Annotated in this window: 11 protein-coding genes; 8 read left to right on the forward strand and 3 right to left on the reverse strand. The window is 72.8% G+C overall.

From position 1 onward, the window contains the following. Nucleotides 1-4 precede the first annotated feature (4 nt). The 8 genes from ACFY0P_RS04190 to moeZ all read left to right on the forward strand — a co-directional run bounded on the left by ACFY0P_RS04190 (nucleotide 5) and on the right by moeZ (nucleotide 10084). Complete coding sequence (locus ACFY0P_RS04190) at nucleotides 5-1012, forward strand: ABC transporter permease (protein WP_388907102.1); 1008 nt, start codon at nucleotides 5-7, stop codon at nucleotides 1010-1012. Further along, entirely contained in the window at nucleotides 1009-2007 is a 999-nt protein-coding gene (locus ACFY0P_RS04195; protein ID WP_388907105.1) for an ABC transporter permease, read from the forward strand. Before ACFY0P_RS04190 ends, ACFY0P_RS04195 begins: the two co-directional genes overlap by 4 nt. Further along, a complete protein-coding gene (locus ACFY0P_RS04200) occupies nucleotides 2004-3596 on the forward strand; it encodes a dipeptide ABC transporter ATP-binding protein (RefSeq protein WP_388907107.1) in 1593 nt (530 codons plus the stop codon). Before ACFY0P_RS04195 ends, ACFY0P_RS04200 begins: the two co-directional genes overlap by 4 nt. 267 nt (nucleotides 3597-3863) lie before the next feature. Beyond that, nucleotides 3864-5618, forward strand: coding sequence for a glycosyltransferase (locus ACFY0P_RS04205; protein WP_388907109.1), 1755 nt, complete (start codon nucleotides 3864-3866; stop codon nucleotides 5616-5618). A gap of 254 nt (nucleotides 5619-5872) precedes the next feature. After that, complete coding sequence (locus ACFY0P_RS04210) at nucleotides 5873-6946, forward strand: hypothetical protein (RefSeq protein ID WP_388907317.1); 1074 nt, start codon at nucleotides 5873-5875, stop codon at nucleotides 6944-6946. 199 nt (nucleotides 6947-7145) lie between these two features. Next, entirely contained in the window at nucleotides 7146-8105 is a 960-nt protein-coding gene (locus ACFY0P_RS04215) for an NAD-dependent epimerase/dehydratase family protein (protein WP_388907111.1), read from the forward strand. Beyond that, nucleotides 8093-8842, forward strand: a complete 750-nt coding sequence (locus tag ACFY0P_RS04220; RefSeq protein WP_388907114.1) for a spherulation-specific family 4 protein — start codon at nucleotides 8093-8095, stop codon at nucleotides 8840-8842. Before ACFY0P_RS04215 ends, ACFY0P_RS04220 begins: the two co-directional genes overlap by 13 nt. 63 nt (nucleotides 8843-8905) lie before the next feature. Then, the gene (moeZ, locus tag ACFY0P_RS04225; protein ID WP_388907116.1) at nucleotides 8906-10084 is read left to right on the forward strand and encodes an adenylyltransferase/sulfurtransferase MoeZ; all 1179 of its coding nucleotides are present in this window, start codon (nucleotides 8906-8908) and stop codon (nucleotides 10082-10084) included. Nucleotides 10085-10146: 62 nt separating this feature from the next. Here moeZ and ACFY0P_RS04230 read toward each other — a convergent pair whose 3' ends face one another. From ACFY0P_RS04230 to ACFY0P_RS04240, 3 genes are all read right to left on the reverse strand, one after another. Then, nucleotides 10147-11703, reverse strand: coding sequence for an alpha/beta hydrolase (locus tag ACFY0P_RS04230; RefSeq protein WP_388907118.1), 1557 nt, complete (start codon nucleotides 11701-11703; stop codon nucleotides 10147-10149). Between the two features lie 121 nt (nucleotides 11704-11824). Continuing rightward, on the reverse strand, nucleotides 11825-13366 hold the full coding sequence (locus ACFY0P_RS04235) for an alpha/beta hydrolase (RefSeq protein ID WP_388907121.1): 1542 nt from the start codon (nucleotides 13364-13366) through the stop codon (nucleotides 11825-11827). Nucleotides 13367-13428: 62 nt separating this feature from the next. Further along, nucleotides 13429-16179 (reverse strand): lysylphosphatidylglycerol synthase domain-containing protein, encoded by a 2751-nt coding sequence (locus ACFY0P_RS04240; RefSeq protein WP_388907123.1) that lies wholly within the window; start codon nucleotides 16177-16179, stop codon nucleotides 13429-13431. Nucleotides 16180-16339 lie beyond the last annotated feature (160 nt).

A 16339-nucleotide genomic window follows, 5' to 3' on the forward strand; every position in this document is an offset into this window, starting at 1 on the left:
CACCGTGAGCGAGGCACTTGTCGCCACCCAGGCCCCCGAGGCGCTCGCCTCGGGGGCTTCGGGGGCTCGTCAGTTCTGGCGGCGGCTGCGTACGCAGCGGGCCGCCACGGTCGCGGCGGGCGTCGTCGCGCTGCTCGTCCTGGTCGCGCTCGCCGCGCCGCTGCTCACCGCGCTGGAGGGCCAGGACCCGTTCACGTACCACCCCGCCCTCATCGACTCCGCGCGCGGCGGCGTGCCGACCGGCTCCCTCGGCGGCATCTCCGCCGACCACTGGCTGGGCGTGGAGCCGCAGACCGGCCGCGATCTGTTCGCACGGCTGGTGTACGGCGCGCGGGTCTCCCTGGGCGTCGCGTTCGCGGCCACCGTGATCCAGGTCTTCCTCGGGCTCGTCGTCGGCGTGGCGGCCGCGCTCGGCGGTGGATGGGTTGATCAACTGTTGAGCCGGATCACGGACATCTTCGTCGCGCTGCCCCTGATGATCATGTCGCTGGCGCTGCTCGCGATCGTGCCGCAGAGCTTTCCCCGGCCCGTCCTGGTCACCCTCGTCATCGGGTTCATCTCCTGGGGCACCATCGCGAAGATCGTGCGCGCCCAGACACTCACCCTGAAGGGGCTCGACTACGTCGCCGCCGCGCGGCTCAGCGGCTGGGGCGCCTGGCGCATCGCCCGCCGAGAGCTGCTGCCCGGCCTGGCCGCGCCGGTCATCACGTACGCCTCGATCCTCATCCCGGTCAACATCAGCGTCGAGGCGGCGCTTTCCTTCCTCGGCGTCGGGGTGAAGCCACCGACGCCCTCCTGGGGCCAGATGCTCACCGCCGCCGACGTCTGGTACCAGGCGGCCCCGCAGTACCTGCTCCTGCCGGCCGGCGCGCTGTTCGTGACCGTCCTCGCGATGACCGTCCTCGGCGACGGCGTCCGCACCGCCCTGGACCCGCGCGCCGCCTCCCGGCTCGGCGTCGGCACCGGCCGCGGGCGCGAGGCCGTGACGACGGCGAAGGAGGAATCCGCGTGAACGGCTTCGGCGGCTTCCTGCTCCGCCGCACCATCGGCACCGTGGCGACCCTGCTCGCCATCTCGGTGATCGTCTACGTCGTCTTCTACGTCACCCCGGGCAACGTCGCCCAGATCACCTGCGGCCCGCGCTGCTCCCCGGAGCAGGTGCACCAGGTGGCCCAGCAACTGCACCTCGACGACCCCCTGTACGTGCGCTACTGGCACTTCCTGGAGGGCCTGGTCGTCGGCCAGGACTACTCCACCGGCACCTCCGTGGAGCACTGCTCCGCGCCCTGCCTCGGCCTGTCCTACCGGACCGACCAGCAGGTCCTGAGCATCATCCTGACCAGGCTTCCGGTCAGCCTCTCGCTGGTGACCGGCGCCATGGTGCTGTGGCTGATCCTGGGCGTCGGCACGGGCGTGCTCTCCGTCTGGCGGCGCGGCCGGCTCACCGAGCGGGTGCTGACCGGCCTCACGCTGGCGGGCTGGGCCACTCCCGTCTTCGTCATCGGCCTGGTCCTGATGATCGTCGTCTGCGGCGAACTGGAACTGCTGCCCTTCCCGCAGTACGTGAAGTTCACCGACGACCCCGAACAGTGGGCGTGGAACCTGCTGCTGCCCTGGCTCTCCCTCGCCCTCATCGAGTCCGCCGCGTTCGCCCGGATGACCCGGGCGTCGATGCTGGAGACCCTGGCCGAGGACCACATCCGCACCTTCCGTGCCTACGGCGTCGGCGAGCGGTCGATCGTCGGACGGCACGCCCTGCGCGGCGCGCTCGCGCCGGTCATCGCGCTGAACGCCAACAACTTCGGCTCGGCCGTCGGCGGCGCGGTGCTCACCGAGACGCTGTTCGGACTTCCCGGCCTCGGCCAGGAACTCGTCCACGCCGTCAGCGTGGTCGACCTGCCCGTCGTCGTCGGCATGGTCCTCGTCGTCGGCTTCTTCGTGGTGCTCGCCAACGCCGTCGCGGACGTGCTGTACGCGGTGGCCGACCGACGGGTGGTACTGACGTGAGTCTCGTCCAAGTCACTGATCTGACCGTCGAGTTCGGCGACCTGCGGGCCGTGGACGGGCTGTCGTTCACCCTGGAGCGCGGCGCCGCCCTCGCCCTGGTCGGCGAGTCCGGCTCCGGCAAGTCCACGGTCGCCTCGGCCCTGCTGGGCCTGCACCACGGCACGGGAGCGCGGCTCGGCGGCTCGGTCGAGGTCGCGGGCATCGACGTACAGGCCGCCTCCGACGGCGAACTGCGGCGGCTGCGCGGCGCGAAGGCGGCGATGGTCTTCCAGGATCCGCTGTCGTCCCTCGACCCGTACTACGCGATCGGCGACCAGATCGCCGAGGTGTACCGCGTGCACACGCGCGCGTCACGGCGAGCCGCACGCGCGCGTGCCGTGGAGGTGCTCGACCGGGTCGGCATCCCGGACGCCTCGCGCCGGTCCCGGTCCCGTCCGCACGAGTTCAGCGGCGGCATGCGGCAGCGCGCGCTGATCGCCATGGCGCTCGCCTGCGAGCCCGAACTGCTCATCGCCGACGAGCCCACCACCGCCCTCGACGTGACCGTCCAGGCCCAGATCCTCGACCTGCTGCACACCCTGCGCGAGGAGACCGGCATGGGCCTGCTGCTCGTCACCCACGACGTGGGCGTCGCCGCCGAGAGCGTCGACCAGGTGCTCGTCATGCGGCACGGGCGCGTGGTCGAACAGGGGCCGGTCGCCGGCGTGCTCGGCGCACCCGCCGAGCCGTACACCCGGGAACTGCTCTCCGCCGTCCCGCGCGTGGACGCGGTGCGCGCGCCCTCGCAGGCCTCCGAGGAGGTGGTGCTGGAGGCGTCCGGCCTGCGCCGCGAGTTCGGGCGCGGGAAGCGGGCGTTCGCGGCCGTGGACGACGTGTCGCTGACCGTGCACCGGGGCGAGACGCTCGGCGTCGTCGGCGAGAGCGGCAGCGGCAAGACCACCCTCGGCCGGATGCTGGTCGGGCTGCTGGAGCCGACGGCGGGCGAGGTCCGTGACGACGGCCACGTGCGCGTGGGCGTGAACCCGGCCGTCCAGATGGTCTTCCAGGACCCGGTGTCCTCCCTCAACCCGCGGCGCAGCGTCGGCGAGTCGATCGCCGACCCGCTGCGCGCGCGGGGCGAACGGGACGAGGGGCGCATCCGGGGGCGCGTGATCGAACTGCTGGAGCGCGTGGGGCTCGAAGGGGCGCACTATCAGCGCTATCCGCACGAGTTCAGCGGTGGCCAGCGCCAGCGCGTGGGCATCGCGCGGGCGCTCGCGGCCGACCCGCGCGTCATCGTCTGCGACGAGCCGGTCTCCGCCCTGGACGTCACCACCCAGGCCCAGGTCGTCGCCCTGCTCGGCGGAATCCAGCGTGAACTCGGGCTCGCGCTCGTCTTCGTCGCCCACGACCTCGCCGTGGTGCGCCAGGTCAGCGACCGGGTCGCGGTCATGCGGCGCGGCCGGATCGTCGAGACCGGGCCCGCCGACGAGGTCTACGACAACCCCCGGGACCCGTACACCAGGCAGCTCCTGGCCGCCGTACCCGCCCTTGACCCCGAGGCCGCGGCCCGGCGGCGGGCGGCGCGCCGGCAACTGGCGTCGGCGTGACGTTTCCGCAGATCCGGACGCGGACCCGAACGTGACGTTCCGCCGTCATTCGGTCGCCTAGCGCGACAGAACGCGACCCGCACGGGAAAGTTACGACCGTTCACCCCTTTTGGTGGCGCGATGGACAACCGTCCGTCGCGCCACCGTCTTGTCCGCATACCTTCGTCCCGCTGCGAGCCACCGAGCCACGGTGGCTCCCCATACGGGAGATCGATCGGGGGTGCACACGTGCGCATCGGACTGCTTACGGAGGGTGGTTATCCGTATGTGAGCGGTGACGCCAGACTCTGGTGCGACCGGCTCGTGCGCGGGCTTGGGCAGCACGAGTTCGACCTCTACGCCCTCAGCCGCACCCGGCGTCAGGAGGACGAGGGCTGGCTGCCGCTGCCGCCGCACGTCAGCCGGGTCCGGACGGCTCCTCTGTGGACGGCCGAGGAGGACGGCGTCAGGTACGGGCGGCGCGCGCGCCGGCGCTTCGCCGAGAGCTACGGCGAGTTCGTGGGGGTGCTGTGTGCCGGTCCGGCCGCGGACGCCACGGATGGCTCGCGCGGCACGGATGGCTCGCGCGGCACGGGCGGCTCGAACGGGCCAGGCGATGCGGGCGGCTCCGGTGCCGTGCCCGACTCTCTGGCGGACCGTTTCGGCAACGCGCTCCACGGACTCGCCGAACTCGCCCGTGACGAGGGCGGCCTGGTCGCCGCGCTCCGCTCCGACACCGCCCTGCACGCACTGGAGCGCACCTGTCGCGCACCTGGCGCACTCGGTGCGGCGCGCGAGGCGCGCGTGCCCGATCTGCTCGCCGTCGCCGCCCACCTCGAACGCGCCCTGCGCCCGCTCTCCCTGGACTGGTACGGGGACGACGGCCTCGGCGCGGCCGATCTCTGCCACGCCACCGCCGGCGGCCCGGCCGCCCTGGCCGGACTGCTCGCCGGGCACTTCTCCGGCGTGCCGCTGCTGGTCACCGAGTACGGCGTGCAGCTGCGCTCGCACTACCTCGCCGCCGGCCCCGACGCGGCCACGCCCGCCGTACGCGCGCTGCTCGCCGCCTTCCACGGCCGGCTCGCCGCCGAGGTCTACCGCCGCGCCGCGATCATCACACCGGGCAACGCGCACGCCCGACGCTGGCAGGAGCGCTGCGGTGCCGACCGCTCCCGCATCCGTACCGTGCATCCCGGCATGGAGGCCGCCCGCTTCACCGAGGTGGGCGAGGCACCGGACCGCGCGGAACCGGACACGCTCGTGTGGGTCGGCCGTATCGAGCCGGCCAAGGACCTGGTGTCACTGCTGCACGCCTTCGCCGAGATCCGCAAGGAGGAACCCAAGGCGCGACTGCGGTTCGTGGGCGCCCCGGCGGGGCCGGAGGGCGAGGCCTATCTGGGGCACTGCAGGGCGCTCGCCGCACAGCTCTTCCCCGACGAGGCAGAGGGCGTGCACGCCGTCGGCGACAATCCCGTCTCCTTCGACGAGATAGGCGGCCCGGAAGCACCGACCCTCGCCGACGCGTACGCGTCCGGCGCGGTCGTCGTCCTCTCCAGCGTCGTCGAGGGCTTTCCGGTGGGGCTCGTCGAGGCGATGCTCTGCGGCCGGGCGACCGTCTCCACGGACGTCGGCGCCGTGGTGGAGGCCATCGGCGGCACCGGTCTCGTCGTACCCCCACGCAATCCCCGGGCGCTCGCGGAGGCGTGCGTGGCGCTGCTGCGTGACCCCGAGCGCCGCGAGCGCCTCGGAGCCGCCGCACGCGCCCGGGCGCTCGAACTGTTCACCGTCGAGCAGAACATCGCGGCATTTCACAGCATTTACCTGGAGATCGTCTCGCACTGCCCGGTACGCCGGGTCGTTCTCGACCAGGCGGGCGAGCCCCTGCCGTTCGCCGTCCCGGCCGAGGCCCACGTACCGGGCCGCTGGACCGGCCCCACGGCCCGCGTGGCGCATCGCGCCGGGCCCGGCTGGGCCCCGGGTACCGCCATGCGGCCCACCCCGGTACGGGCCACCCCGCGCACGGCCGCCGAGGGGGCGCTGTGAACGGCGACGAAGGCGGCACGGTGAACGGCGGTCCGGCAGAACTGGACCGGCCGGAGCGGCCCGGCGCGGCCGACGCCTGGGACGCGCGCTCGGAGGGGTGGCTCCTGGGGGTGGACGAGGGCGGCCCGGGAGACGCCTTTCCCGGGGGCGGGACACCGGTCCCCGGCGGGTTCTCTCCGGGCGGCCGGGCTGCCGCCAAGGACACCGCCGGCAGCCGGGGTGCCACGCTCCGCCGCGGCCCCGCCGCCGACCCCGTGAAAGCGCTGATGCACCGTCACCGCACACTCTGCGAGCGGGCCGTGGACCCTCTGGAGATCGCGGCCGGCCTCGAGGCGCACGGCGTCACCGACCGCACCGCCGCCCGCTTCCGGCACCGTGACGTCTTCTCGCTCGCAGAAGAGCTCTACGCGCGCGTGCCCCGCGACGACGACCCGCGCCCGGACCCCGAACCGGCGCCCGCGCCCCGCGTGCGCGCCGACCGGGCGCTCCTCACGCTCCTCCCGGGCGCCGTGTGCGCGGCGGCCGTGACCGGCGTACGGCTCACCGAGGGCCGCCCCCGCCTCCTGGTGGCGGCCGTCGGCGTGCTCGCCGTCGCCCTGGCCGTACGTCCGGTCCTGCGCCGCGGCCCCCTGGCCGCACCGGCCCGGACCCCGGCCTGGCGCACCGCCACCGGCACGCGCGCGTGGACCTGCTGGCTGCTCGCCTACGCCCTGCTCGGCGACGGCCTGCTGCGGGCCGCCGTGGACGGCGGCCCCGACGGCCTCCCGACCGGCGTAACCGACGGCCCCTGGCCGGTGGCCACGGCCCCCGTCCTCGCCCTCACCCTGGCCTGCGCCCCCGCGGCCTGGAGCGCCCACCTCTTCACGGCGGGCGCCCGGCGCAGGCTCGCGGCCAGCCGGGGCCTCGAGGAGTTCACCGGGTCCGTACAGCCGCTGCTGCTCGGTACGTTCGCCCTCTTCCTCGGCGCCCTCACCGCTCTGCTCGCCCTGTGCGGCGCTGCCCTCGGCGAGCCCGTCGGCCATCCGGGGGCCCTCGCCCTCGGCGCCCTCCTCCTGCTCGCCCGCCTCCTCGCCGTCCACAACGTCCCGCAGGGGCCCACCCTCGCCGCCGCGGCCACCACGGAAGCGGCGGCCGTGGCCCTCGTCCTGGCCGGCCGGCTGCCCGGCTGCGCCTTCCTGGCCGCCCCCGTCGACACCCTGGTCGACGCCTGGGGCGCGGGCAGCGTCCCCGCCCTCGTCTGCGGCGCCGCCGCGCTGACGCTGCTGTTCCGGGCGACCCGCACCCTCACCCGGGCCTCGGCCCACGCGCCGACAGGAGACCCGGAGTGAGCAGAGCCCCCGTTCTCTTCGCAGGCCTCGCCGCGCCGTCCCGGCGGCCGGCGCCCGGCATCCCGCCGGAGGCAACCGCACCACCTCTTGAAGGAGACCACCAGATGACCACCTCCCGACCCGGACCCGGAGCGTCCGGAACCACCGGAAACGCCGGAACCACCGGAGTCGCCGGAGCACACACCCCGGGAGCGGCGCGATGAGGGTTCTGCTGATCGGAGCCAACGGATACCTCGGCCGCTTCGTCGCCGACCGGCTGCTCGCCGACCCGGCCGTCCAGCTCACCGCGCTCGGCCGCGGCGACGACGCCGATGTCCGCTTCGACCTCGCCACCGGCAGCCCGGGCGCGCTCACCCGGTTCCTCGACGCGGTCCACCCGGGCGTCATCGTGAACTGCGCCGGCGCCACCCGCGGCGGCGCCCGGGAACTCACCCGGCACAACACCGTCGCCGTCGCCACCGTCTGCGAGGCCCTGCGCCGCAGCGGCTGCGGCGCCCGCCTGGTGCAGGTCGGCTGCAGCTCCGAGTACGGCCCGAGCCAGCCCGGCTCCTCCACCGCCGAGGACGCCGTGCCACGCCCCGGCGGCCCGTACGGCGTCAGCAAGCTCGCCGCCACCGAGCTCGTCCTCGGCTCCGGCCTCGACGCCGTCGTCCTGCGCGTCTTCTCGCCCGCCGGTCCTGGCACCCCGGCCGGCTCACCGCTCGGCCGCCTGGCCGAGGCGATGCGCCGGGCCATGCAGTCCGGCGACGGCGAGCTCAAACTCGGCGGCCTCGGCGCCCAGCGCGACTTCGTCGACGTCCGCGACGTCGCCCGTGCCGTCCACGCGGCCTCGCTCTCCGCCGCCCAGGGCGTCATCAACATCGGCTCCGGCCGCGCCGTCCGGCTCCGCGACGCCGCCGCCGTTCTCGCCCGGGTCGCCGGATACGGCGGCGCCCTGCACGAACTGGACGGGCCGCCCGGCCCGCTGCGCGGCGCCATCGGCCACCCCCGGATGGACGGCGAGCACACGGGCCCGGTCGCGTACCCGTACCCGGACGGCTGCGGCAGCTGGCAGCAGGCCGACGTGCGCTGCGCCCGCGACCGGCTCGGCTGGCGTCCCCGTATCAACCTCGAGGAGTCCCTCGCGGACATCTGGATGGAGGCGGCGTGCCGCATCTGACCAGCACCAGGGCGGGCGCCGCGACCACCGGCGTCCGCACCGCCGTCGGCATCCCCGGCTACGCCCACCCCCTCCTCGCCCCCGCCCAGTGGGCCGAACTCACCCGCCCGGGCACACCCCTGCACTGGGTGGTCCTCAACGTGGCGAACGGACCCGGCAGCCTCCCCGACCCGCATTGCCTGGAGGCGGCCGGCCGGCTCCGCAACGCGGGCGTCCGCGTCCTCGGCCACCTGGACACCACCTACGGCGCCCGCTCCCACGGTGACCTGCTCACCGACGCCCGCCACTTCCACGACTGGTACCGCGTCGACGGCTTCCTGCTGGACCGCTGCCCCACCGAGCGCACGGCGCTCCCCGAGATCCGCCGCGCGGTCGCCGCGCTCCGCGCCATCGGTGACGGCACCCACATAGTCCTCGGTCACGGCACCCACCCCCACCCGGGCTACGCCGAGAACGCCGACCAGCTGGTGACCTTCGCCGGGCCCTGGAGCGACTACCGCTGGTCCCAGGTCGCCGAGTGGACCGCCGACTACCCGCCCGACCGCTTCTGCCACTTCGTGCACGGCGTGCCCCTCGGCCACCTCGACGAGGCGCTGCGCATAGCCCGCTGGCAGGGCGCCGCCACGATCTACTTCACGGACCGGACCGATCGCTGGGGGAGGGCCGATCCCTGGGAGGCGATGCCCGGCTACTGGGACGAATTCGTCTCGCGGATCGGAACAGGTGTCTCGGAATGAAGAAGCCCGTGGCAGTGTTACAGGGAGAACAACTGTAGTGATTGACCGATCAACGGAGTCCCCGTGTCGCTGCCACCCCTGGTCGAGCCAGCCTCTGAGCTCACCGTAGACGAGGTCCGCAGGTACTCCCGCCACCTGATCATCCCCGACGTCGGGATGGACGGGCAGAAGCGGCTGAAGAACGCCAAGGTGCTCTGTGTGGGCGCCGGCGGCCTGGGCTCGCCGGCGCTGATGTACCTGGCCGCCGCGGGCGTCGGCACTCTGGGCATCGTGGAGTTCGACGAGGTCGACGAGTCGAACCTGCAGCGCCAGATCATCCACAGCCAGGCCGACATCGGCCGCTCCAAGGCCGAGTCCGCCCGTGACACGGTCAAGGGCATCAACCCGTACGTGGACGTGATCCTTCACGAAGAGCGGCTCGAGGCCGAGAACGTGATGGACATCTTCAGCCAGTACGACCTGATCGTCGACGGCACCGACAACTTCGCCACCCGCTACCTGGTGAACGACGCCTGCGTGCTGCTGAACAAGCCGTACGTCTGGGGCTCCATCTACCGCTTCGACGGCCAGGCCTCGGTCTTCTGGTCCGAGTACGGCCCCTGCTACCGCTGCCTCTACTCGGAGCCCCCGCCGCCGGGCATGGTCCCCTCCTGCGCTGAGGGCGGCGTCCTGGGCGTGCTCTGCGCGTCCATCGGCTCCATCCAGGTCACCGAGGCCATCAAGGTCCTCACCGGCACCGGTGAGCCCCTCGTCGGCCGTCTGATGATCTACGACGCCCTGGAGATGCAGTACCGCCAGGTCAAGGTCCGCAAGGACCCGAACTGCGCGGTCTGCGGCGAGAACCCGACCGTCACCGAGCTCATCGACTACGAGGCCTTCTGCGGCGTCGTGTCCGAGGAGGCCCAGCAGGCGGCCGCCGGTTCGACGATCACTCCCAAGCAGCTCAAGGAGTGGATCGACGACGGCGAGAACATCGAGATCATCGACGTCCGCGAGCCGAACGAGTACGAGATCGTCTCCATCCCGGGCGCCAAGCTGATCCCCAAGAACGAGTTCCTCCTCGGCACCGCCCTGGAGGGCCTGCCCCAGGACAAGAAGATCGTCCTGCACTGCAAGACGGGTGTCCGCAGTGCGGAGGTCCTCGCCGTCCTGAAGTCCGCGGGCTTCGCGGACGCCGTCCACGTCGGCGGCGGCGTGATCGGCTGGGTCAACCAGATCGAGCCGTCGAAGCCGGTCTACTGAGCACAGGCTCCGCGACGGGCGGGGGCCTCGGGCACGACGGGTGCCCGGAGCCCCCGCCTTCGTCATGAGCAGACCGTGCCGTCCTTCGGGACCGTGCCGCTGAGCAGATAGGTGTTCACCGCCGAGTCCACGCAGTCGCTGCCGCTGCCGTACGCGCCGTGGCCCTCGCCCTTCCAGGTCAGCTCGACGCCGACCCCCTTGCCCAGTTCGTCGGCCATCCTCCGGGCGCCCTCGTACGGGGTCGCCGGGTCGCCGGTGTTGCCGACCAGCAGGATCGGCGCCGCGCCCGGTGCGCTCACCTCCGGCGTGTCCCACTGCCCGGCCACCGGCCAGTCGTGGCACCAGCCGGCCGAGTCCCAGCCCAGGAAGTCCCCGAAGACGGGCGAGACCTTCTCGAACCCCGCCAGCCGTTTCCTCGTCTCGGCGAGCGTCGGCCGCTCCTTGTCGTCCAGGCACGATATGACCCGCTGGGAGTGGGTGGTCGTGCCGTAGTGCCCCGACGAATCCCGCTCGTTGTACTGGTCCGCGAGCGACAGCAGCTCCGAGCCGTCGCCCTCCTCGGCCGCCTTGAGCGCGCTGGTCAGCGACGGCCAGCTGTCCTGGCTGTACAGCGGCAGCACGATGCCGGTGACCGCGAGGCTCTGGGTCAGCTTCCGCCCGGAGGACGTGGGCAGCGGCGTGGCGTCCAGCCTGTCCAGCAGATCGACGATCTTCTGGGAGCCCTGGTCCGGGTCCTGGCCGGTGGACTTGAGGTAGTCGTCCAGGGCCCGCTGGAAGCCGGCGGCCTGGTTCTTCTCCTGGCCGACCGAGTCGGCCGTCGGGTCCACCACCGCGTCCAGGATCAGCCGTCCCACCTTCTTCGGGAACAGGTGGGCGTACACACCGCCCAGTTCGGTGCCGTAGGAGATGCCGAAGTAGTGCATCTTCGTGTCGCCGAGGACCTGGCGCATCAGGTCCATGTCGCGGGCCGTGTCGGTCGTCGAGACATGCGCGATCAGCTTGCCGGCGGCCTTCTCGCAGCCCTTGCCGAAGTCGGCGGCGTCCTGGAAGTACGCCGTCTCCTCCGCCGCGGTGTCCGGCGTCGAGTCGATCGACTCGGCGCGCTGGATGTCCTTGTCGCTGCGGCAGCGGATCCCCTCGCTGGCGCCCACCCCGCGCGGGTCCCAGCTCACCAGGTCGTACCGCTCGCGCAGCGCGGAGACGGTGGAGGCGTAGTACGGCATCGTCGAGAGGCCGGAGCCGCCCGGCCCGCCGAAGTTGAACAGCAGCGAGCCGATCCGCTTCCCCGAACCCCCGCTCGCCTGCTCCCGGATCAGCGCCAGCCCGATCGTCTCCCCGTCCGGCTTCGCCCAGTCCAACGGCACCTTGAGCGTCGCGCACCGCCACTCGTCCCCGGGCGCGGCCGAGTCCGAAGTGGCCTTGCAGCGGCCCCAGTCGAGCTTCTGGGAGGTGAGGGAGGCGGGCAGGCCCGCCGAGCCCGTGGCGGTGGACGTGGCGGCCGACGGCTGCCGGGACGCGGCCTTCCCCTCGTCCCCGCCCCCACCTGACGACCCGCTGCTGCACCCGGCCACGAGCAGACCCGCGGCAACAGCGGCCGCCCACCGTACATATCGCGACATGCGCGCACACCCCCCACACAGGCTCTCCGCGCATTCGTTGCGGGAGAGCGGTCAGGCCATAGTAGGCGGCGCAGGCGAAGGCCGTTGAAGCCTGTGGATAACCCTCTGACCTGCGAATCTGCTACGTGCAGACCGTTCCGGCCTTCGGCACCGTCCCCTCCAGCAGATAGCCGTTCACGGCCCCCTGCACGCACTTGTCCTTGCTGTCGTACGCCCCGTGCCCCTGCCCCTTGTACGTCAGCTCGACCCCGACGCCCTTTCCGAGCGCGTCCACCATCTTCTTCGCGCCCTCGTACGGCGTCGCCGGATCCCCGGTGTTGCCCACGACCAGGATCGGCGCCGACCCGGGCGCGCTGACGTCGGAGTGGTCGGCGGCCCCCGGCACCGCCCAGTTCGTGCAGCTGACCATGCCCCAGGCCAGGTAGTCGCCGAACAGCGGGGAGGCGGTGCGGAACTCGGGCAGTTTCTGCTGGACGTAGTCGGCGGTGTACCGGGGCTTCTGGTCGGCGCAGTTGATGGCGATGTTCGCCGCCGTGATGTTGCTGTACTCGCCGTTCTCGCTGCGGCCGTTCATCGAGTCGGACAGCAGCATCAGGATCTTCCCGTCGCCGTCGTACGCCTCTTCGAGCCCCTCGGTGAGGTACTCCCAGAAGTCCTTGGAGTACAGGGACTGCGCGATGCCGTTGGTGGCGGCGGTCTCGGTGAGCTGCCGGGGGAGGATGCCGGGGATCGGCTTCTTGTCGAGGTCCGCGAGGAGCTTGGCGATACGGTCCTTCACGTCCTGCGGTGTGTCTCCGATCGGGCACTCCGTCTTCTTCGACGTGCAGTCCTCGGCGAAGTTGTCGAGCGCGAGCTGGAAGCCCTTGGCCTGCCCGAGCGAGCTCTGCTCCGGGTCCTGGGTGGGGTCGACGACGGCGTCGAAGACGGCCCGGCCCACGTTCTTCGGGAACAGGTGGGCGTAGACACCGCCGAGCTCGGTGCCGTAGGAGATGCCGAAGTAGTGCATCTTCGTGTCGCCGAGGACCTGGCGCATCAGGTCCATGTCGCGGGCCGCGTCGGTGGTGCGGACGTGCGGCAGGATCGCCCGGGAGTTCTTCTCGCAGGCGGCGTTGAACTGCTTGGTGCGGTTGATCAGCTGGGTGCGCTCGGCGCCGGTGTCGGGCGTCGCGTCCTGCTGGAAGTAGTTGTCGAGCTGGGCGTCGTTCTCGCACTCGACGGGGTCGCTGCGGCCGACTCCGCGCGGGTCGAAGCTGACGAGGTCGTAGCGGGTACGCAGGGCCGCGTAGTCCGCGCCGAACGCGGGGAGCGTGGTGACGCCGCTGCCGCCGGGCCCGCCGAAGTTGAAGATCAGGGAGCCGATCCGCTTGCTCGCCTCGCCGCTGGCCCTGGCCCGGATCAGTGCGAGGCCGATGGTGGCGCCCTTCGGTTTCGACCAGTCCAGGGGCGCCTTCATGGTGGCGCACTGCCAGGTGCCGCCGCCGGGCAGCGGTGACGGCGCCTCGCCGCCGCCCTCGGCCTCGTCGGGCGCCGGGCAGTTCTTCCAGTCCAGCTTCTGCGCCGCCGGATCCCCGCCCTCGGAACCGTCGCTGCACCCGGTCGGCAGCAAGGCCAGCACCAGGGCGGTGGTCAGGGCGGCGACAGGGATCCGGAAGGGGTTCGGCATGCTCCCATCCTGGGGTCGCGCAGGGCCACGCGCGCGGGGCGCGAGCCGTCCGAGGTACGACCCTAGAGCGCGCCCTTGCGGGAGAGGTGGTTGAAGGCCAGCCAGCCCGGCAGGACCGGCAGCCACAGGGTCAGCAGCCGGTACAGCAGGACGGCGGGCGCCGCGACCTCCTTGGGGAGACCGACGGCGATCAGGCCGACGGTCAGGGTCGCCTCGACCGCGCCGACACCGCCCGGGGTCGGCGCCGCGGAGCCGAGCGCGTTGCCGGCGAGGAAGACGACGGCGACGCTGGCGATGCTCAGCGAGGTCGACTGGTCGCCGAACGCGCGGATGGAGGCGTCCAGGCACATCACGAAGCAGGCGGTCAGCAGCAACATGCCGCCGATGCCGGTGACGAGCTTCTGCGGCCGCTGGAGCACGTCCAGCATGCGCGGTACGACACCCGCGAAGAGCGACCGTACGCGCGTGCTGACGAATTTCCGCAGGAGCGGCACCGAGGTCACCACGAGGACCAGTACCGCGACGGTCAGCAGGCCCGCGATGACGGTGCGGGACGGCGACAGCGACGGGGTCTTCTCGGTGCCGGTCAGATAGCCGAAGGACAGCAGCATCAGGATGTGACAGCCGAGCCCGAACAGCTGCGAGGCGCCGACGCTCGCCACCGCGCCCCCGGGGCGCACGCCCGCGCGCTGCAGGAAGCGCGTGTTGAGGGCGACGCCGCCGACGGCGGCGGGCGCCACGATCTTCACGAAGGACCCGGCGACCTGCGCGGCCACGGTCCGCAGGAACGGCACCCGCTCCGGCACGAACCCGAGCAGCGACATCGCGGCGGCCACATAGCTGAGCGCCGAGAACAGCACCGCGGCGATCACCCAGCCCCACTGGGCGTTCGCGACCAGGGGGCCGAACTCGATGTGGGTGAGCTGGGTCAGCAGGTAGTACCCGCCGATCGCGCCGGCGATGACGCTGATCAGCGTGCGCGGCCGTACCCGCTCCAGGCGGGCCGGCTCGACGGGTGCCTGCGGCCTGATCTTCAGCACCTGGTGCCGGATCTGGGTGAGCAGGTCCTCCTCGCGGGCCTCCTCCAGCGCGTCGCCCAGAGCCCGTTTCTCCGCCCGCTGCTCGGCGCGCACGGTCTTCTTGTCGGGCTTCTCGGCCTCCTGCGCGCGCGCCTGCTTGGCCTGCCGGGACGCCTCCAGGACCGCGTCCCGCTCGCGCTGGGCGCGCTCCCTGGCCAGTCTGCGCAGCGTCGCGCGCGTGGAGCGCGTCAGCGCGATCGGCTGGAGCATCGGCAGACAGTCGGCGACGGCGTCGGGGCCGAGCACGCCGACCGCCGAGGCCACCGCCCGCTCGGCACCCACCCGCAGCCCGAGCGTGGTGACCAGCTGGGCGACGTCCATGCGCAGCAGCAGTTCACCGGCCGCGATCTCGCCGCCGCGCAGGTCGGTGAGGATCACCGTGCCGGAACGATCCACCAGGATGGCGTCGCCCGCGAGCCTGCGGTGCGCGATCCGGCGCGACTGCAGGGCCTGCACCTGGTGCCAGGTGTGGCGCAGCAGTTCGTCGGTGATCTCCTCGTCGGCCAGCGAGTCGAGGGTGCGGCCGCCGGTGTGCTCGTAGACGAGCATCACGGCGTCGGGGCCCAGCTCGGAGGTGGCGATCAGCTTGGGCGCGTTGGCGCCGGCGGCGATCGCCGCGTACGCCAGCAGGGCCTCCTGCTCCAGGGCCTGGCGCAGGGACTGGAGGCTGGAGCGGGTGGCGAAGCCGCGCAGGGTCAGGTTGCGCCAGGCGCGGTAGAAGAAGCCCTGGGCCTGCTGTTCCCGGTCGACGACCGTGACGTCCAGCGGCGGGCCGTCCTCCAGGGTGACGAAGTAGCGCCGGCCCCGGTCGCCGTTCTCGGTGTCCAGGGCCTCCTCGCGAGCCGCGCCGACCGGGTGGAAGCCGACGTGCCTGAGGCCCGCCAGCAGGGTCCGTCCGGTGGGGCGGACGTTGGGGGAGCCGACGGCGTACAGCGTGCCGTAGGCGACGGTCCAGCCGATCAGCACCGTGAGGATGATCGAGAACGGTGTGGTGTAGCCGGTGACGAGCATGGAGAACGCGTCGAGCAGCAGCACGATCCACAGCACCGCGCGCCATCTCGGCCGCCGGGACATGCCGACGGCCGTCATGTAGGCGATGACGGGTGCGAGATAGCCGTGCACCGGGTCGGTGAGGGCGTGGATGTCGCCGGGGGAGGGCTGGGTGAGCGCCTCCTGGATCGAGCCCGGGGCGGCCCGCGCGACCCACAGGTCGGTGGCGAGGGTCACGCCGTGCGCGAGGACGGCCGCGAGCACACCGTCGGCGATGCGCAGCCCGTCCCGCTTGATCAGCCGCTCGATCGCGAACGCGACCGGCACCAGCAGGATCGCGATGCTGGAGGCCAGCCCCGCGAACCTGATCAGCAGGTCGGGGGCCTGTCCGGTGCCCTTGTTGATGTCCTGTTCGAGCCCGGAGGTGGTGCCGTGCGCGAACGCGGCGATGCCGAGCAGCACGGCGATGGCGAGCACGCCGACCAGGAGCCGCATGAGGTCGGAGGGGCGGTGCACGCGCGCGGGGAGCAGCGGTTCGTCGCCCTCCACCTCGTCGGCGTGCGCCTCGTCGCACCCGTGTTCCGCCTCGGCGGCGTCGGGGTCCGCGGCGTCCGACGGCGTGGTGTCCGGGTGCGCGGGCTCGGATCCGGGCGCGTCCGGGCGTGCGTCGGTGTCAGAGGTGCCCGCCCCGCCCTCGGGGTGCACGCCCTGCTGCTCGGTCGTCTCTTCTTGATCTCGTATCACCAGTCACCGCCCGCACGATGGTGGCATGCTCCGCCGACACCCGGGGGCATCAGGGTGCAGATGCGGGGGCGCACAGTCTGCCGCAAGCGCCGCGAGAGGGCGAGGCGGAGGCCCGCCGCGGACCGCGCCGGTTGTCGGTGGGGTGCGGCAGGATGGGGCG

The organism is Streptomyces sp. NPDC001714 (assembly GCF_042892755.1).
GTDB lineage: Bacteria > Actinomycetota > Actinomycetes > Streptomycetales > Streptomycetaceae > Streptomyces.